We start from the raw sequence: 17,851 nt of genomic DNA, 5'->3' as shown, positions 1-17,851 counted from the left end.
GGCGGACTCTCGTAAGTCTTCGTGAAGTGGGGGGGGTCAGGAGGAGTGGAACGGCAGCCCGGCGTCGGCGACCAGCTCCAGGTCGTCGCTCTCCTCTGGGGGCAGCAGCGTCGGTGTGCCGTCGGTGACCGGGACGACGCCCAGGTCCAGCAGCTCGGCCATGGCGGCGCTGCCGGCCATGTCGCGGACCTGGAGCTGGTAGCGGGCGGTCGTGCGGTACGTGCCGCCGTGGTCGTCGCCGGTGCGCTGCAGGAATCCGGATTCGGTGAGGAACGCGACGGCCTTGGCGACGATGCCGGTGGTCGAACCGGCCAGGCGGCGCGCGTCCTTGGTGGCGCCGGTGGCGGTGCGCCGCACCCAGATCCGCCAGGCCGCCTCCAGGCCGGGCGCGTCGGTCGCCGGGTCGGTGTTCTCGCCCTGTTCTTCGGCGCGCTCCTCCAGGCGGCGGCATGCCTGGCGCACGAAGGCGTCGACGCCGTTGACGGTGACCCTGCCGATGTAGCCGTCGTCGGCGAGGTCCTCGGGGCGGGGGAACGCCATGGCGGCGACGGCGAGATGGGCGAGCCCGTGCAGGAACCGGTCGCCGCCGTCGGCGGACGTACGACGCGCGTAGTCACCCATACGGACGGCGAACACCGAGTCCTCGGCGGCGGTCACGGCCATGCCCGCGCGCGGGGACACCTCCAGCACGATGAGCCCCAGACCCGTCGCCACGGCGTCCGCGAGCCGCGCGAACGGCGGGTCCTCGCGGTAGCGCCGCAGCAGGTCCGCGTACTCCTGGTCACGGGCGGGCTGCAGTTTGGGCTGCAAACCGAAGGACACGAGCCGAGCCGCGTCGGCGGCGTCGGCGGGAGTGACGGCGGCGCCGGCCGCGGGGGCCGGCCCGTCCGGCTCGCTCCACTCGACATGCTCGCTCACGGTCGGGACTCCTTGTGCCGCTCGTACTGACTCATGCTGCTTCCGTCCGGTCCGCCGCCATCCCCGCCGCGTCCAGCAGCGCGGTACCGACGATCAGGTCCGCCCCACCGAACTCCGGGTCGTCGAGCTCGGTCCCGTCGTCCACGGCGAACAGCAGCTTCTGCTCGCCCTGGCGGTAGGCCGTGCCGACCGGCGGGCTGGCGGCGTGCACCGCCAGCAGGGCCACCAGATACGGCAGCTCGGGGTCCTGCCGCCGGGCCTGTGCCAGCAGCCCCGACAACCGGCGCGGGGCGTCCGCCGGCAGGTCGAGCAGCTCCTGCGCCGCCGCCATCTGCTCCTCGCTGAACCGGCTGTCGTCCGGTGTGGCGATCAGGTCGGGCTCCGGCATCTCCGCACCCAGGTGCTCCCGCTCCAGCGGCGGTGTCAGCAGTATGTCGACCAGGTCCCCGACCCGGACGGACACCGGAGTGCGCAGCCCGGTGCCGCGGCGGAAGAACGCGTCGGTGACGCGGACGGCCTGCTCCAGCGGCAGCGGCAGCACGGGGGAGACGAGATGTCCGTACAGGTCGATCCCGGACGTCGTCATCGGAGTGGCGAAGGCCTGCCGGTCCTGCTCGGCGCGGAACAGTGGTCCGGCCTCCAGCAGCCGGGACTGCAACTGCGTGTGCCGGCGGATGCAGTCCTTGACGATGTCGACGAGCTCGGCGGCGCGGCGCTTGTGCTCGGGCTCCTCGGTCTCGTCACGCGCCTTGCGGATGTTGGTGAGGATCGCGTTCTCGTGCCGGTAGCGGTCGGCGACGTGTTCCAGCGCTTCGGCGATCATGTCGGGCACGGTGCTGAGCCAGTCCACCGCGCGCACGTTGCGCCGGGTCGCGTCCAGGGCGCGGCGCAGGGTCTCCGAGTACTGCACGGTGCGGTAGCGGGCCTGTTCGGCCGCGAGCTGGGCGTCGGCGAGCCGGCCGCGGCTGATCAGCACCTCCAGCTTGACCTCGGCGGCGATCTGCGCGCTGGTGACGTCCGTGTCGAGGGCGCCGACGAGGACGTTGACCGCCTCGTCCGTCGTGCGGAGGTAGACCGTGCCGCCGGGGCCGGGGACCTCCTCGATCAACTTGAAGTCGTAGTCGCGGCGCACATAGGTGCCGTCCGCCCCGAACGTGCCGTACACGGCGCGGAAGCCGCGGTCGACGCTGCCGACGTTGATCAGGTTCTCCAGGACCCACCGGGCCACCCGCTCGTGCTCGGCGGTGGGGCGCTGCGCGGCCTGGGCGGCGATGCGTGGGATGAGGCGGGCGACGATCTGGTCGTGGTCCGCGCCCGTGTCGAAGTCCATGTTCAGGGTGACCAGGTCGATGGCCGCGAGGGCGACCTCCGCCATGCCGTACACCGAGTACTCGCCGGCCAGGTTGGCCTTGCGGGTGTCCAGGTCGTGCAGCGGCGCGGTGCAGGCGAGCGCACGCAGGCGCCGCGCCAGGCCCTCGTCGGCGGCCGGCCCCGGGGCGGGGCGGGGCCCCGCGCTGAGCTGGGGCGGAACGCTGTCCGTCGATGCAGGCGAAGTCACGGTGCACAGACTAGGTCCTGGGTCTGACATCGGCCCAAACGACGCGGTACGCCCCCAGTGACGCCGCCCTCAGCCGTCCTCAGCCGTCCTCGCCGACCCGCCGCCGGTACACCTCGACCACGCGCTCCAGCGAGTCGTCGAGGTATCCCGCGAGCAGACGCTCGGCCTTCCCGCGGTCTCCTCCTTGAAGAGCCTCAAGAATCGCGACATTTCGTGTGATGTACGGCTCGTGCAGTCGCCGCGGCTCATCCACCACGTGGAAGGCGAGCCGCAGTTCGGCGAAGACGCTCCGCATCAGTTCGGCGGTGCGCTCGCTCGCGGCGAGAGCGACCAGCTCCCGGTGGAAGTGGATGTTCGCGGTACCCACCGCCTTCCAGTCACCTTCCCGAGCCGCCGTCCGCCCTTCCTCGACCGCCCCGGCCAGTCCGTCGAGCCCGTACGGCGGCTCACCGAGCCCGCGCACGACAGCGCACTCGACGAGCCGCCGGGTGCGGTAGATGTCCTCGACGTCCTCCACGGTCAGCACCCGCACGAAGACGCCCCGGTTCAGCTCGTGGACGAGCAGACGCTCGTGTGTGAGCAGCCGGAACGCCTCGCGCAGCGTGTTGCGGGAGACGCCGAGCGCGCCGCCGATGCTGTCCTCCGACAGGCGGGTGCCGGGTGGGAAGTAGCCCTCGGCGATCCGGCTCCTGAGGATGTCCGAGACCCGTTCCGCGGTGCTGGTGCGCCCCAGGAGAGCCCGGTCGTCGGCGAGGTCCTTCAGCTGCTCTGCCATGCCGGAATTCAATCGCAGATCACAAGTACGAACCAACATGGGTATTGAGGGATCGTTGAACAATCCTCTACGGTGCTACGCACGGCGTCGCTTCCCCCACCGCGGCGCCGACCGCTTCCGTACGGCACGGCTCACTCCCAAGCACCCTCCGTCCTCCCACTGCGAGGTGCCCATGAGTACGACCCCTCCACCGCAGGCCCTGACCGACGACACACGCCCCGCGACCACCGAACGCTCCCCGGACGACGGGGCGTTCGGCTGGCTGCGCGCCCTGGGCCCGCGCGGCCGCCGCGCCTTCGGCGGTGCCTTCGGCGGCTATGCCCTGGACTCGTACGACTACTTCACGCTGCCGCTGAGCATGGTCGCGCTGTCGGCCTACTTCGGCCTGAACAGCGGCCAGACCGGCCTCTTCACGACGGTCACCCTGGTGGTCTCCGCGATCGGCGGCGCCCTCGCGGGCGTGCTCGCCGACCGCGTCGGCCGGGTGAAGGCGCTGATGGTCACAGTGATCACCTACGCGGTGTTCACCGTCGCCTGCGGTTTCGCACCCAACTACGAGACACTGCTGGTCTTCCGCGCTCTCCAGGGCCTCGGCTTCGGCGGCGAATGGGCGGTCGGCGCGATCCTGGTCGCGGAGTACGCGAGCGCCAAGCACCGGGGCCGCACGCTCGGCGCGATCCAGAGCTCCTGGGCCGTGGGCTGGGGTATGGCCGTGATCGCCTACACCGTCATCTTCTCGGTGGCCGGCGACGACCTGGCCTGGCGCATCATGTTCTGGACCGGGGCGCTGCCCGCGCTGCTCGTCATCTGGTTGCGGCGCAGTGTGCAGGACGCGCCCGAGGCGGCCGCCGCTCGTGAACAGAGCACGGAGAAGGGCTCGTTCACGGCGATCTTCAAGCCCGGCCTGCTGCGGGTCACGCTCTTCGCCGTGCTGCTGTCGACGGGTGTCCAGGGCGGCTACTACACGCTGGCCACCTGGGTGCCGACGTATCTGAAGTCCGAGCGCGACCTGTCGGTCGTCGGCACCGGCGGGTATCTGACGTTCCTCATATCGGGCGCCTTCATCGGCTACCTCACCGGCGGCTACCTCACCGACAAGCTGGGCCGGCGGCGCAACATCTGGCTCTTCGCGCTGCTGTCGGCGCTCTGCATCCTGGCGTACGCGAACATCCCGAGCGGCGCCAACACCCTGCTGCTGGTGCTCGGTTTCCCGCTCGGGTTCTGCATGTCGGCGATCTTCAGCGGCTTCGGGTCCTACCTGAGCGAGCTGTACCCGACGGCGGTGCGCGGGACGGGGCAGGGCTTCACGTACAACACCGGCCGCGCGGTGGGCGCCGTGTTCCCGACGACCGTCGGGTTCCTGGCCGACAGCTGGGGCGTCGGCGGCGCGCTGGTCTTCGGCGCGATCGGCTACGGCATCGCGGCGCTGGCGCTGCTCGGGCTGCCGGAGACGCGCGGGAAGGAACTCGCGTGAACCGCACGAGCACCGACGACCGCCCCCTGCTCCTGCTCGACGAGCACGCCCACGCGTGGAGCCCCGAAACGGCGCGGGCCCGGTTCCGACAGGGCCTGACGGGTCCCACGGCCGGGGTCGCGGCGGGCCACACCCAGGTCAACCTGATCTCGGTGCCCGCCGACTGGGCCTACGACATGCTGCTCTTCTGCCAGCGCAATCCCAAGCCCTGCCCGGTCCTCGACGTCACGGACGCCGGATCCTGGACGACCGAGCTCGCCGACGGCGCGGACCTGCGCACCGACCTGCCCCGCTACCGGGTGTGGCGGGACGGCGAGCTGGTGGACGAGCCGACGGACGCGCGCCCGTACTGGCGGGACGACCTGGTGTCGTTCCTGATCGGCTGCAGCTTCACCTTCGAGTGGGCCCTGGGCGAGGCGGGCGTGCCGATCCGCCACGTCGAGCAGGGCCGCAACGTGCCGATGTACGTGACGGGCCGCCAATGCCGTCCGGCCGGGCGGCTGCACGGCCCGCTGGTGGTGTCCATGCGGCCGGTGCCGCCCCGGCATCTGGCGGCGGCGATCCGGGAGAGCAGCCTGCTGCCGGCGGTGCACGGCAGCCCCGTGCACTGCGGAGATCCCTCGGGCCTCGGCATCGACGACCTCGGCCGCCCCGACTTCGGGGACGCGGTGGACGCCGAGCCGGACGACATCCCGGTCTTCTGGGCCTGCGGTGTGACCCCGCAGGCGGCCGTGATGGCCTCGCGTCCGCCCTTCGCCCTCACGCACGCCCCGGGGCAGATGTTCCTCACCGACGCCCGCGACGAGCAGTACCGCGTGGCCTGACCAGGAGACAGCATGATCGATCTCAACGCCGACCTGGGCGAGGGCTTCGGACGCTGGCAGCTGACGGACGACGAGCGACTGCTGTCCGTCGTGACCAGCGCCAACGTGGCCTGTGGCTTCCATGCCGGGGACGCGTCCACCATGCGGCGGGTGTGCGAGCTGGCCGCCGAGCGGGGCGTGACGATCGGCGCGCAGGTCTCCTACCGGGATCTCGCCGGGTTCGGGCGGCGCGCGATGGACGTGCCGCCCGCCGAACTGGCGGCCGAAGTGGCCTACCAGATCGGCGCCCTCGAGGTCTTCGCGCGCGCGGCCGGCGCCCGCGTGGCCTACGTCAAACCGCACGGCGCGCTCTACAACCGGGTCGTGCGCGACGAGGAGCAGGCCGCCGCGGTCGTCGACGGAGTGCTCCTCGCGGGCGCCGCGCTGCCCGTCCTCGGGCTGCCCGGCTCGCGCCTGCTGGAGCTGGCCGGGAAGGCCGGACTGCCGGTCGTCACCGAGGCGTTCGCGGACCGGGCGTACACCGACGCGGGCACCCTGGTGCCGCGCACCCTGGAGGGAGCCGTGGTCACCGACCCGGACGCCGTCGTGGAACGCTCCCTGGGCCTGGCCCGTTCCGGAGAGGTCGTCTCCCGCTCGGGCACGCGCATCGAGGTGCGTGCGCGTTCCCTGTGCCTGCACGGCGACACCCCTGGCGCGGTGGAGCTGGCGCGCCGGGTGCGGAAGCGGCTGGAGGCGTCGGGGGTCCGGGTGGAGGCCTTCGCATGAAGGTACTGCCCGTCGGCGAGGACGCCCTGCTCGTCGAGGTCTCCTCGGACGACGAGGCCCAGGCCCTGCACGCGGAGCTGCTGCGGCGCCGCGCGGAGGGCTCCCTCGCGGCCCGCGAGATCGTGCCCGCGGCGCGAACGGTCCTCCTCGGCGGCCTCGACGCCCCCGCCCGGCTGGCCGCCGAACTGACCGCCGCCGACCTGCCGGCCACACCCCCACGCGCGGGTGAAGTCGTGGAGATCCCGGTGCGCTACGACGGCCCGGACCTGGCCGACGTCGCCGCCCACTGGGGCGTGCCGGAGCGGGAGGTCGCCCGCATCCACGGTGACACCGAGTTCCGGGTGGCCTTCTGCGGCTTCGCACCCGGCTTCGGGTACCTCACCGGGCTGCCGCCACGCTACGACGTGCCGCGCCGGGCGACTCCGCGCACGGCCGTCCCGGCGGGGTCGGTCGCCCTGGCGGGCCCGTACACGGGCGTGTACCCGCGCTCGTCGCCGGGCGGATGGCAGCTGATCGGCACGGCGGACGCCGTGCTGTGGGACCACGCGCGCGTGCCGGCCGCGCTGCTGTCGCCGGGCACGCGGGTGCGTTTCGTCCCCGGGGCGGGGTCATGACGGACCGTGCGCTCGCCGTGGTCCGCGCCGGGGCCCTCACCACCGTGCAGGACGCGGGCCGCCCCGGCCACGCCCATCTCGGTGTCCCCCGCTCCGGTGCGCTGGACCGGCCCGCCGCGGACCTCGTCAACCGGATCGCCGGCAATCCGCCGGAGACGGCCGTCCTGGAGACGACCCTCGACGGCTGTGCCGTACGCCCCCGTTCGACGGTCACCGTGGCGGTTGCGGGCGCGCCCTGCCGGGTCACGGTGGACGGACGGCCCGTCGCCTGGGGCGCGCCGGTGCGCGTGCCCGCCGAGTCGCTGCTGGACATCGGGCCCGCGGTGTCGGGCGTACGCGCCTACGTGGGGTTCGCCGGGGGCATCGCGGTCGAGCCGGTGCTCGGCAGCCGGTCCACGGACCTGCTGTCGGGGCTCGGTCCGCCCCCGCTCGCGGACGGCATGGTGCTGCCCCTGGGACGGCCGGCCGGCGTGCCCGCACGGGTGGACGTCGCTCCGCAGCCGGCGCCACCGGCCGAGCTGGTGTTGCGGGTGACACTCGGTCCGCGCGACGGCTGGTTCACGCCGGAGGCCGTGCGTACCTTCGTCTCCCGCGCCTACCGGGTGTCCTCCGCGAGCAACCGCATCGGACTGCGCACGGAGGGGCCGCCTCTGGCACGGGCCCTGCCGGGCGAACTCCCCAGCGAGGGCATGGTGCTGGGCGCCGTGCAGGTCCCGCCGGACGGCAGGCCGGTGGTGTTCCTGGCCGACCACCCGACCACCGGGGGCTACCCGGTGATCGCCGTGGTCCGCTCCGCCGACCTCCCGGCCGCCGCCCAGGCGGTCCCCGGCACACCGGTCCGCTTCGTGGCCGTACGTCGCCGTTAGAGCGGCCGGCCCGTACAGCGCACCCCACGCACGGGACAGACCCGTCAGGCCGCGCGTCCGCCCGCTCCGCCACCGGCACGGCGGCGAGGGCGGCCGGCACCGCGGCCGAGGCCCTCACGTCGAGCCGGGCGCTCGTGCCGCGGGCGCGGTGCCTGAGCTCGCCGGCGGCCAGGGTCAGCTGGGGCAGCAGGTCGGTATACCGGCGTGCCACCCGGTCGGTGCCCGCCCTGGCCAGCCATCGGGCGGCGGCCATGCCGCGCACGCCGAGGACGAACGGGCTGGCGAGGTGGACCACATCGGCGCGGTGCTCGATGAGGGTGGCGGCCAGGCGGCGGCTGGGGAGGGCGACGCGGACCTGGGGGGCGGGAGGGGACGTGGACGACGGGGCACGGCGCGAAGGCGTCGGGCTTCTTCCCGGACGGGGGTGCCCCCTGTCCTCCTGACCCGCGCGTCACCCCATGTTCATCCTGGAGGCGCGAATCCGCCCCGGCAGCCCCTCGGGGGGGGTCACACAGCGGTCTCCTCGGGGCCGATCCGGCTGCGTACGGCCGTCTGCACCTCGGCTTCCTCGGCCGGGTCGGCGGCGAGCCGGCGCAGTCGCTCGACGACGCGGGCGTCTCCGGTCTCGGCGTGCCGGGCGGCGATCTCCCGGGTGGTCTCCTCGCAGTCCCACAGGCACTCGACGGCGAAGCCGGTGCCGAAGGAGGGGTCGGTGGCGGCGAGGGCGCGGGCGGCCCGGCCGCGTAGATGGGAAGAGGCGGTCTCACGGTAGACGTGGCGGAGTACGGGGGCGGCGCAGGCGATGCCGAGCCGTCCGGCGCCGTCCACGAGGGTCCACAGGGTGGGCGCATCGGGGCCTTCGCCCCGCACCGCCTCCCGTAGCGCCGCGAGGACGCTGTCGCGGTCCTGCACCCCGCCCCGGCAGGCGAGGACGCGTCCGGCGGCGGCACCGAGGGCGTCCGGCCGGCGGGTCCAGGAACGCGCCCGGTCCACGGCGGCCGGCGAGCGCATCCGTTCGAAGGCGTCGACGGCCGCGTCCACGACGAGCGTCGAGCCGGTGGCCACGGCGCCCTCGATCAGATCGAGGGCCTCGGGATCGTCGCCGTCGGCGAGGTACCTGAGGGCCGTGCACCGGGCACCGTCGATGCCGTCCTTCGCCGCCCGGACGATCTCGGACCGGTCGTCGGGGCCCGCCACGGCGGTGAGACAGCGGGCGGCCGGCACATGGAGGGCGGCACCTCGCTCGATGCCCTGCTGGGCCCAGTCGAAGACGGCCTGCACGCTCCACCCCGGGCGGGGGCCGGAGGGCCGCATCTGCCGCTGCCAGCGGTCGAAACAGCCCGTTTCGTGGGCGGCACGCACGCGTGTGGCGACGGATTCGCGCGGATCCTCGGCCCACAGGCGCCAGGGCCGGGGCTCGAAGGCGTCCCGGACGGTGGCGGCCAGCTCGGCGTCGCCCTCCGGATCGGCCGGGAACCGGGCGAGGACGGGTGCGGCGAGGGCGCGCAGGCCCGCGTCGTCGTCCCTGAGGGCCAGCTCGTCGAGGGCCCAGGCCCAGTTGGAGCCGTGGGCGGCGTACCTGCGGAGCAGTTCGAGCGCGTCCCGCCTGCCGTAGGAGGCGAGGTGCCCGAGGACGGCGAGCGCGAGCCCGGTGCGTGACTCGTCGCCGTCGAGGACGTCCTCGGCGCAGAAGAGATGGGCCTCGATCTCGTCCAGCTCGCCGTTGAGGTCGAGGTAGAGGCGGGCGTAGTAGAGGGAGCGGTTCTCCAGCTGCCAGTCGTGGCGGGGATCGCGCAGCACACAGTGGTTCAGCGCCGCCAGCGCCTCGGGGCGCGGGGCGGTGAGCGCGTGCAACGTGCCGTCGCCGCGGCCCCGCTGGAGCAGGCCGAGCAGGGTACAGCTGGGCGCTATGACCGGATCGAACATGGGAAACAGCCTCACATCAAGCGTCGACGCAACCGGGGACGTGTACTACCTGGCCGCGTGACAACACGCCGGAGTGCCCGCCGTTTCCTGCTTGCTGTAGACCATCTTCCTCTGCCTCTCGTCGGTGGCCCTTGCGGACCGCGTCACGGTCCGCGCGGTGCGGCAACACCTGCCCAGCCATCACGTCCGTGAACCACGTCGTCATGATGACCCGGCACTCTCGTCTGCCGCGACCGAAATTTCGGCGGCCCTGTACCGCCTCCCCCGTTTTCTGTGTCGTTGCTGGTCAGATCTGTCGGCTCAGTACTCGCCGAACAGTTCGAGCAATTCCGTCCGACCGAACATCCTTGCGGTGTCGACCGCCGACGGCGTGCCGGCGGACGGGTCGGCGCCACCCTCCAGGAGGGCAATGATGACGTCCGCCTCCCCCTTGAAGACCGCTCCGGCGAGCGGGGTCTGGCCGCGGTCGTTGATCCGGTCGGCCTCGGCGCCGCGGTCGAGCAGCGCGCGGACCGCGTCGGAGTGGCCGTGATAGGCGGCGAGCATCACGAGCGAGTCGCCGCGGTCGTTGGTGAGGTTGGCCGGGACACCCGCGTCGACGTACGCCACGAGCGCTTCGGTCTGTCCCCGCCGGGCCAGATCGAAGATCTTGGTCGCCAGCTCCACGACCTCGGGGTCGGGGACTTCGGTCATCGGCCGGACCGCCTCTCCACTACGCATCGCCTCGGGGTGCGTACGCCTGCGAAGGGCGCAGCCGTACGAGTGAATCGCCAGGGTACTGGCTCGCGCGGCACATGACCCGATGTGCCCGAGGTAAAGATCAGCACAGACCCGGACCAGCGCAACCGCCCGGCCCCACCGGGCCCGGGACCACTCCGCCGCTCGGGGGAAATAGTCCGAATTTCACCCAGTTGCACCTTTTATCGTATGGATACATCCTGTGAGCCTGGAAGTACTCATGGTGACTGTCCCCGCGAACCAGGAGAACTCAAATGATCCTCTCCATCTCAGGCGTGGTCCTGCTCGGCATCGTCGTCTTCATCTTCTTCCGCAAGGACGGACTGAAGGCATCGCATGCCGTGGTCGCCATGCTGTTCGGCTTCTACCTGGCGAGTACGGCCATCGCCCCGAGCATCAAGGCGGGCGGCGAGAGCCTGGCGAGCCTCCTCGGCGGAATCAAGTTCTGACGCCCCCGCTCCCCGTACGCATCCCCCTCGTACGCACTCACTGGAGGCAGTAGTGGCCCGGCGCCCCCTCCCCCGCATTCTGAGCAACGGCAGCGCGCAGCTCGCCCGGAGCCGGGAGCTGGCCCGGACGGCCGCCGACAGCGCCACCGACGTCCTCCACCCGCTGATCACGATCGCGCGGGGTCTGCGCCGGCTGGCAGCGGCCGGGCGGCGCAGATGGACCGAGACCCCCAAGGAGCGACGGGGGGCGCTGCTGTTCCTGGTGGCCTCCGTGATCCTGGTCGTGGCGCTGGTGCCGTACGGACCGCTGCTCGCCGCCATCACCCTGATGGCGGCGGCGGCCTGGCAGGGCCGGGACCGCTCTTCGGCGGCGTCCGACGGGCCCGACGAGCCGCAGACCCAGCGGCTGAAGTCGCTGTACGAGGCGCTCGTGCCGTACTTCTCCGCCGCCGAGGACCCCGATCCGCTGTACTCCCACGGCGGCGCGTGGGACAAGGCCTTCCCCACCTACGCGTTCGACGGCGGGGGCCGGATCTCGCAGCTGGTGGTCCGCTACCCTGCGTACTTCACCGACGGCGAGGCCGAGGCCCGTGCCCGGATCGAGCACCTCCTCGCGGCCAAGTCGGGCCGGGGCCGCGAATACCACTTCACGTGGGACGAGGAGGGCAACCAGTTGACGGTGGGCGTACTCCTGCCGCTGCCCGTCGACATCGCCGCCCAGCGTTTCGTCACCACCCCCGGCGAGACGGTCCTGGGCTTCACCGACCCCACCCGGGTCCGGCGCACCCTCCCCCTCACCCACGGGGAGCAGCAGCGAGACGTGCCGCCGGTCGTCTGGCGCACGGGCCTGCGCTCCACCGAGCCGCACCTGCTGGCTCTCGGCCAGCCGGGCAGCGGCACCTCCACCCTGCTGCGGTCCATCGCCCTGCAGGCCCTGCAGCACGGGGACGTGGTGATCGTCGACGGCGGCGGCACCGGCGAGTACGCCTGCCTGACCGGCCGGGACGGCGTCCTGGCCGTCGAGGCCGGGCCGGCCGGGGTCACGGCCAGCCTGGAGTGGGCCGCGACCGAGACGGAGCGCCGTCTCATCGCCGCCAACCGCGCGCACCAGGCGGGCCATCCGCCGCCCGACGACACCAAGCGCCCGCTGTGGATCCTCCTCGACCGTCCGACCGCGTTCACCCACCTGGCCGCGGCGGACGGCCGCAAGGACCCGCAGTCCCTCCTCCAGGTCCCCCTCCGGCACGGCCGCCCGGCGAACGTGACGGTGGTCGTGGCCGACCAGCTGGACAGCATGGACGCCCTGAGCGAGCCGGTGCGCCGGCACACCCGCGCCCGCGTGGTCCTCGGCCCGGCGACTGCGGAGCAGCTCGAGTCGGTCCTGGGCGCGCCCCCGCACACCACTCCGATCGACGAGCTCCCACCCGGGCGCGGCTACGCCCGCCTGGGCGCGGGCCCGGTCCACCGCTTGCAGGTCCCCGCCACCCCGAACCCCTACGACGACGCGACGCCCGACGTCCTCTGCCAGGCGGTCCTGGACCTCCTCCCGCCGCGCACGACCCCGGCGGACGGGGAGACGATCCCGGAGCAGGACCAGCCGGAAGGCGAGCCGGAGCCGGTGCCGATGGAGCAGGCCGGTGAGCAGGGACCTGAGCCGGTTCCGGTGGCGCCGGAAACGCCGGAACCGGAGCCGGAGGCAGTGCCCGTCCTGACCAAGGAGCCCCTGCCGAAGCCGGTACCGGTCCTGACCAAGGAGAAGTAGCCATGGGCCGCGCGCCGCCGGGGATGCACGGCCCCCGGCGGCCATGCCCGACCGGCCCTCAGGCCACGAACGTACGCGGCGCCTCCGCGCTCCCCACCGCGCCGCTCTCCACCAGAGCCGCCGCCGCGGCCAACCGCACCGCGGCCTCCTCGGCCACCGCCCCGCCCACGGTGAACGGCAACCGCACGTATCCCTCGAACGCCCCGTCCACCCCGAACCGCGGCCCGGACGGCACCCGTACTCCCACGCGCTCCCCCGCCTCGGCCAGCCGCGACCCGGACAGGCCGCCCGTGCGCACCCAGAGCGTCAACCCGCCCCGGGGCACCTCGAACTCCCACCCGGGCAGCTCCCGCCGCACCGCGGCCACCAGCTCGTCCCGGTTCGCCCGCGCCTGCTCCCGCCGCACCTCCACGGCCTGCCCCCATCCCCCGGTCCCGAAGAGCCAGTTCACAGCCAGCTGCTCCAGCACCGGCGTACCGAGATCGGCATACGCCCGGGCGGCGACCAGGCTGCGGATCACGTCCGGCGCGGCGCGCACCCACCCGATCCGCATCCCGGCCCAGAACGCCTTGCTCGCCGACCCCACCGTGATCACCGTGGACCCGGCCGGGTCGAACGCGCACACCGGCCGCGGCACCCGCACCTCCGGATCGAGCCACAGTTCGCTCATGGTCTCGTCGGCGATCAGCACCGTCCCCGCGGACCGCGCGGCGTCCACGAGCCGCCGCCGCTGGTCCTCGTCGGCGAGGGCCCCGGTCGGGTTGTGGAAGTCGGCGACGACGTACGCGATGCGGGGCGCGGCGTCCCGCAGGACCTGGCGCCAGCGGTCCATGTCCCACCCGGTGAGCCCCTCGGCCATGGCGACGGGCACCAGCCGGGCCCCGGCCTCCCGCATCAGCTGAAGGATGTTGGCGTACGAGGGTGACTCGACGGCGATGCGCTCGCCCCGCCCGGCGAAAAGGTGGCAGATGGCGTCGATCGCGCCCATCGCCCCGGTCGTCACCATGATCTGCTCGGGCATGGTGGGAATGCCGCGCGCCGTGTACCGCTCGGCGATCATCGCCCGCAGCGCGGGAAGCCCGGCGGGGTAGTCGCCGTGCGTGTGCGCGTACGGCGGCAGTTCCTCCAGGGCCCCCTGGACCGCCCGGGTGAGCCAGGGCTCGGGAGCGGGGAGTGCGGCGCAGCCGAGGTCGATCATCGAGCCGAGGGCCTCCGGCGGCAGGGGCTCCAGCCCGCGCGCGGGCAGCGGGTTCCCGGCCGGGACGGCGGTCCAGCTCCCGGCACCGCGCCGGGACTCCAGGAACCCCTCGCTGCGCAGCGCCTCGTACGCGGCGGCGACCGTCGTGCGGCTGACGGACAGGGAGAGGGCGAGCTCGCGTTCGGCGGGCAGCCGGGCGGCCACCGGGACCCGCCCTTCGAGCACCAGCAGGCGGATGCCGTCGGCGAGTGCGCGGTAGGCGGGCGGGCGGCGGGTGCCGGGACCCGCTGGCCGGTCCTGCTGGGAGCTGAGGAGCCGGGCGAGCTGCGCCGCACCCACGGCCGAGGTCCATTCCGCCATAGAGATCAGTCCACCTTCCTCGGATTGGCCATGGATGGCCTCTCCATCCAAGCCACATGGTGTCATGCAGCAGTCCACTACCACCACAGGGGGGCACATCATGTCCACGCGAGGACGTCTCACCCGGCGGCTCGTCCAGCTCTACGCCGGTCTCGCGCTGTACGGCGCGAGTTCGGCACTGCTCGTCCGGTCGGGGCTCGGACTGGAGCCGTGGAACGTGCTGCACCAGGGCCTCGCCGAGCGGACCGGGCTGTCCATCGGCGTCGTGCTGACCCTCTTGGGCGCCGCCGTACTGCTCGCATGGATCCCGCTGCGCCAGCGGCCTGGCCTGGGCACGATCTCGAACGTGCTGGTCATCGGCATGGCGATGGACGCGGCGCTGGCCCTGGTGCCCGACGCGCACGGCCTGGCCCCACGCGTCACGCTGATGGCTGCGGGGATCGTCCTGAACGGCGCGGCGACCGGCCTGTACATCGCGGCCCGCTTCGGACCGGGGCCGCGCGACGGCCTCATGACCGGGCTGCACCAGCTCACGGGCGTCTCGATCCGCCTGGTCCGCACGGGCATCGAGCTCGCGGTCGTGGCGGCCGGCTTCGCCCTGGGCGGGACGGTCGGGATCGGCACCCTCCTGTACGCCCTGGCGATCGGCCCCCTCGCCCAGGTGTTCCTGCGCGTGTTCGCCGTCCCTGCGGCATCCGGCGGCAGCACGGTCGTTGCCACGGGTCAACCCCGAGGGGCGATACTGCGTCCGTGACCCCGCGGATACGCCATCCCTACCTCGACCACCCCGGCCCGATCGCCTTCGCCCACCGGGGCGGGGCCGCGGACGGCCTGGAGAACACCGTGCGGCAGTTCCGGTGTGCCGTCGAGGCCGGCTACCGGTACATCGAGACCGACGTCCACACCACCCGGGACGGCAAACTCGTCGCCTTCCACGACATGACCCTGGACCGGGTGACGGACGGCGCGGGCCGGATCGCCGACCTGCCGTGGCAGGAGGTCCGGCAGGCGCGCGTGGCGGGTGAGGAACCTCTGCCCCTCTTCGAGGAACTCCTGGAGACCTTCCCCGGCGTGCGCTGGAACGTGGACGTCAAGGCGGAGGCGGCCCTGCTGCCTTTCCTCGACCTGGTGGGGCGGACGGACTCCTGGGACCGGATCTGCCTCGGCTCGTTCTCCGAGGCGCGGGTGGTGCGAGCCCAGCGGCTGGCCGGCCCCCGCCTGGCCACGTCGTACGGCACGCGGGGGGTGCTGAACCTGCGGTTGCGCTCCTGGGGGCTGCCCGCTGCGGTACGCCGCTCGGCGGTGGCCGCGCAGGTCCCGGAGATCCAGTCCGGCATCCAGGTCGTGGACCAGCGCTTCCTGCACGCAGCCCACGCGCGCGGGCTCCAGGTGCACGTGTGGACGGTCAACGACGAGGAGAGCATGCACCGGCTTCTCGACCTGGGCGTGGATGGCATCATGACCGATCACATCGACACGTTGCGCAAGGTCATGGAGGACCGCGGCGTCTGGGTCTGAGGCCCCGGGACCGTCCCCTCTGCGCGTTCACGGGGAAGCGAGGGCACGGGTGGGCAAGGACACCGTGCGGACACCGCCGGCCGACGAGGCCGCGGAGCTGAGGCGCGAGCAGCGCGGCTGGTACTTCTACGACTGGGCGTGCTCCGTCTACTCGACGAGCGTGCTCACCGTGTTCCTGGGCCCCTACCTGACCTCGGTGGCCAAGTCGGCGGCCGATGCCGACGGGTACGTCCACCCCCTCGGCATTCCGGTACGGGCCGGTTCCTTCTTCGCGTACTCGGTGTCCCTGTCGGTGATCGTGGCCGTGTTGGTGATGCCCCTGGTGGGCGCCGCCGCCGACCGCACCGGCCGCAAGAAACCCCTCCTCGCGGCCGCCGCCTACACCGGTGCCACGGCCACGGCGGCCCTCTTCTTCCTGGACGGCGACCGCTACCTGCTGGGCGGGGCCCTCCTGATCGTGGCGAACGCCGCGCAGTCCGTGGCGATGATGCTCTACAACTCCTACCTGCCGCAGATCGCCCCGCCCGAGCAGCGGGACGCGGTCTCCTCCCGCGGCTGGGCCTTCGGCTACGCGGCGGGCTCACTGGTCCTCGTCGCCAACCTGGTCCTCTACACCGGGCACGACAGCTTCGGCCTCTCCGAGAGCTCGGCGGTCCGCATCTGCCTGGCCTCGGCCGGCCTGTGGTGGGGTGCGTTCGCCCTCATCCCGCTGCGGCGGCTGCGCGATCGCAGGACGGCCGGACGCGAGGCGGCCCTCCCGGGCTTCCGGCAGCTCGCGGCGACCGTCCGCGACATGCGCCGCCATCCGCTGACGCTGGCCTTCCTGCTCGCCTATCTCGTCTACAACGACGGCATCCAGACGGTGATCACCCAGGCCTCCGTCTACGGCTCCGAGGAGCTCGGTCTCGGGCAGTCCACCCTCATCGGCGCCGTGCTGCTGGTGCAGGTGCTGGCGGTGGCGGGCGCGCTGGCCATGGGGAGGCTGGCCCGGGTGTACGGGGCCCAGCGCACGATCCTCGGCTCGCTGGTCGCGTGGACGGCGACGCTGGCGGCCGGATACTTCCTGCCGGCCGAGGCCCCGGTGTGGTTCTTCGTCCTGGCCGCCGGGATCGGCCTGGTCCTCGGCGGCAGCCAGGCGCTGTCCCGTTCCCTGTTCTCCCATCTGATCCCGCCGGGCAAGGAGGCCGAATACTTCTCGGCGTACGAGATGAGCGACCGCGGCATGAGCTGGCTCGGGCCGCTGCTGTTCGGGGTCACCTACCAGCTGACCGGGAGCTACCGGGACGCGATCATCTCGCTGGTGGCGTTCTTCGTGCTCGGTTTCGCCCTGCTGGCGCGGGTTCCGGTGCGGCGTGCGATCAGCGAAGCGGGGAATCCGGTTCCTGACAGGATTTAGCACTCAGAGCGAAAGGGCTGTAGTGTACGCGTTTGGCCTGCCAGGCGTACCGTTACTGCGCGTCAAAGATGCCGAAACGCTGGGTTATATCTGCTATCAGATGTGACAAACCGGGCGCTGGTGGGTACAACAAGGGCGGCTACGACGGCGACGCATGACCCGGAACGGGACTCGGAACGGGAATCTTTACCGCCGACCGGACGTTGACCGGATGACGACGACAGCGACACCTGTCCTGTGGGCGACAAGCCCGGGAGGCACGATTCATGAGTGAGCGAGCTCTTCGCGGCACGCGCCTCGTGGTGACCAGCTACGAGACGGACCGCGGCATCGACCTGGCCCCGCGCCAGGCCGTGGAGTACGCATGCGAGAAGGGGCACCGCTTCGAGATGCCCTTCTCGGTCGAGGCGGAGATCCCGCCGGAGTGGGAGTGCAAGGTCTGTGGGGCCCAGGCACTCCTGGTCGACGGCGATGTCCCTGAAGAGAAAAAGGGCAAGCCCGCGCGTACGCATTGGGACATGCTGATGGAGCGGCGCACCCGTGAGGAACTCGAAGAGGTCCTCGAGGAGCGCCTGGCGGTTCTGCGCTCCGGTGCGATGAACATCGCTGTTCATCCCCGCGACAGCCGCAAGTCGGCATAGTCCCGCAAGGGCCTGGCCGAAGTAACAGCGCATCAGAAGACCGCGGGCGCCGTACGAGAAGTACGGCGC

Annotated in this window: 17 protein-coding genes; 11 read left to right on the top strand and 6 right to left on the bottom strand. The window is 72.7% G+C overall.

Annotation, left to right across the window (positions count from 1 at the left end; genetic code table 11):
• Positions 1 to 36: 36 nt before the first annotated feature.
• The 3 genes from ACFU3E_RS32015 to ACFU3E_RS32005 all read right to left on the bottom strand — a co-directional run bounded on the left by ACFU3E_RS32015 (position 37) and on the right by ACFU3E_RS32005 (position 3,251).
• On the bottom strand, positions 37 to 918 hold the full coding sequence (locus ACFU3E_RS32015; RefSeq protein WP_384166183.1) for a hypothetical protein: 882 nt from the start codon (positions 916 to 918) through the stop codon (positions 37 to 39).
• 31 nt (positions 919 to 949) lie between these two features.
• Positions 950 to 2,476, bottom strand: coding sequence for a hypothetical protein (locus ACFU3E_RS32010; protein ID WP_384166180.1), 1,527 nt, complete (start codon positions 2,474 to 2,476; stop codon positions 950 to 952).
• Positions 2,477 to 2,555: 79 nt separating this feature from the next.
• Positions 2,556 to 3,251 (bottom strand): GntR family transcriptional regulator, encoded by a 696-nt coding sequence (locus tag ACFU3E_RS32005; protein WP_384166177.1) that lies wholly within the window; start codon positions 3,249 to 3,251, stop codon positions 2,556 to 2,558.
• A 172-nt stretch (positions 3,252 to 3,423) separates the two neighbouring features.
• Here ACFU3E_RS32005 and ACFU3E_RS32000 point away from each other — a divergent pair, with 172 nt between their 5' ends.
• The 5 genes from ACFU3E_RS32000 to ACFU3E_RS31980 are packed head-to-tail and all read left to right on the top strand — an operon-like array spanning position 3,424 to position 7,794.
• Positions 3,424 to 4,725, top strand: coding sequence for an MFS transporter (locus ACFU3E_RS32000; RefSeq protein ID WP_384166174.1), 1,302 nt, complete (start codon positions 3,424 to 3,426; stop codon positions 4,723 to 4,725).
• A complete protein-coding gene (locus ACFU3E_RS31995) occupies positions 4,722 to 5,549 on the top strand; it encodes a putative hydro-lyase (RefSeq protein ID WP_384166171.1) in 828 nt (275 codons plus the stop codon). Before ACFU3E_RS32000 ends, ACFU3E_RS31995 begins: the two co-directional genes overlap by 4 nt.
• A 12-nt stretch (positions 5,550 to 5,561) precedes the next feature.
• Positions 5,562 to 6,314: a LamB/YcsF family protein gene (locus ACFU3E_RS31990; protein WP_384166168.1), complete on the top strand. Its 753-nt coding sequence runs from the start codon at positions 5,562 to 5,564 to the stop codon at positions 6,312 to 6,314.
• On the top strand, positions 6,311 to 6,928 hold the full coding sequence (locus ACFU3E_RS31985) for an allophanate hydrolase subunit 1 (protein ID WP_384166165.1): 618 nt from the start codon (positions 6,311 to 6,313) through the stop codon (positions 6,926 to 6,928). Before ACFU3E_RS31990 ends, ACFU3E_RS31985 begins: the two co-directional genes overlap by 4 nt.
• Positions 6,925 to 7,794, top strand: coding sequence for a biotin-dependent carboxyltransferase family protein (locus tag ACFU3E_RS31980; RefSeq protein ID WP_384166162.1), 870 nt, complete (start codon positions 6,925 to 6,927; stop codon positions 7,792 to 7,794). The genes ACFU3E_RS31985 and ACFU3E_RS31980 overlap by 4 nt, the downstream gene beginning before the upstream one ends.
• A gap of 507 nt (positions 7,795 to 8,301) precedes the next feature.
• Here ACFU3E_RS31980 and ACFU3E_RS31975 read toward each other — a convergent pair.
• Complete coding sequence (locus tag ACFU3E_RS31975; RefSeq protein ID WP_384166159.1) at positions 8,302 to 9,720, bottom strand: HEAT repeat domain-containing protein; 1,419 nt, start codon at positions 9,718 to 9,720, stop codon at positions 8,302 to 8,304.
• A 300-nt stretch (positions 9,721 to 10,020) separates the two neighbouring features.
• Positions 10,021 to 10,413, bottom strand: a complete 393-nt coding sequence (locus ACFU3E_RS31970; protein ID WP_384166156.1) for an ankyrin repeat domain-containing protein — start codon at positions 10,411 to 10,413, stop codon at positions 10,021 to 10,023.
• A 299-nt stretch (positions 10,414 to 10,712) separates the two neighbouring features.
• Between ACFU3E_RS31970 and ACFU3E_RS31965 the strand changes: the two genes are divergently transcribed.
• Positions 10,713 to 10,907, top strand: a complete 195-nt coding sequence (locus tag ACFU3E_RS31965) for a hypothetical protein (RefSeq protein ID WP_030843336.1) — start codon at positions 10,713 to 10,715, stop codon at positions 10,905 to 10,907.
• Positions 10,908 to 10,959: 52 nt separating this feature from the next.
• A complete protein-coding gene (locus ACFU3E_RS31960; protein WP_384166151.1) occupies positions 10,960 to 12,669 on the top strand; it encodes a hypothetical protein in 1,710 nt (569 codons plus the stop codon).
• Positions 12,670 to 12,727: 58 nt separating this feature from the next.
• On the opposite strand, the gene ACFU3E_RS31955 is transcribed toward ACFU3E_RS31960, so the two are convergent.
• Complete coding sequence (locus ACFU3E_RS31955; RefSeq protein ID WP_384166148.1) at positions 12,728 to 14,227, bottom strand: PLP-dependent aminotransferase family protein; 1,500 nt, start codon at positions 14,225 to 14,227, stop codon at positions 12,728 to 12,730.
• Positions 14,228 to 14,327: 100 nt separating this feature from the next.
• On the opposite strand from ACFU3E_RS31955, the gene ACFU3E_RS31950 reads away from it, so the two are divergent.
• The 4 genes from ACFU3E_RS31950 (at position 14,328) to ACFU3E_RS31935 (ending at position 17,782) form a co-directional block, all read left to right on the top strand.
• Positions 14,328 to 14,981: a YitT family protein gene (locus ACFU3E_RS31950; RefSeq protein ID WP_384166145.1), complete on the top strand. Its 654-nt coding sequence runs from the start codon at positions 14,328 to 14,330 to the stop codon at positions 14,979 to 14,981.
• Positions 14,978 to 15,745 carry a glycerophosphodiester phosphodiesterase gene (locus ACFU3E_RS31945; RefSeq protein WP_384166142.1) on the top strand — a complete coding sequence of 256 codons (768 nt, stop codon included), beginning with the start codon at positions 14,978 to 14,980 and terminating at the stop codon, positions 15,743 to 15,745. Before ACFU3E_RS31950 ends, ACFU3E_RS31945 begins: the two co-directional genes overlap by 4 nt.
• 49 nt (positions 15,746 to 15,794) lie before the next feature.
• Positions 15,795 to 17,141: an MFS transporter gene (locus ACFU3E_RS31940; protein ID WP_384166139.1), complete on the top strand. Its 1,347-nt coding sequence runs from the start codon at positions 15,795 to 15,797 to the stop codon at positions 17,139 to 17,141.
• A gap of 266 nt (positions 17,142 to 17,407) precedes the next feature.
• Positions 17,408 to 17,782: an RNA polymerase-binding protein RbpA gene (locus ACFU3E_RS31935; protein WP_030247095.1), complete on the top strand. Its 375-nt coding sequence runs from the start codon at positions 17,408 to 17,410 to the stop codon at positions 17,780 to 17,782.
• Positions 17,783 to 17,851 lie beyond the last annotated feature (69 nt).

This window comes from Streptomyces sp. NPDC057424 (assembly GCF_042803315.1).
Taxonomy (GTDB): Bacteria; Actinomycetota; Actinomycetes; order Streptomycetales; family Streptomycetaceae; genus Streptomyces.
Note: the sequence above shows the minus strand (reverse complement) of the source record. Positions and strands in the feature narration are given on the sequence as shown.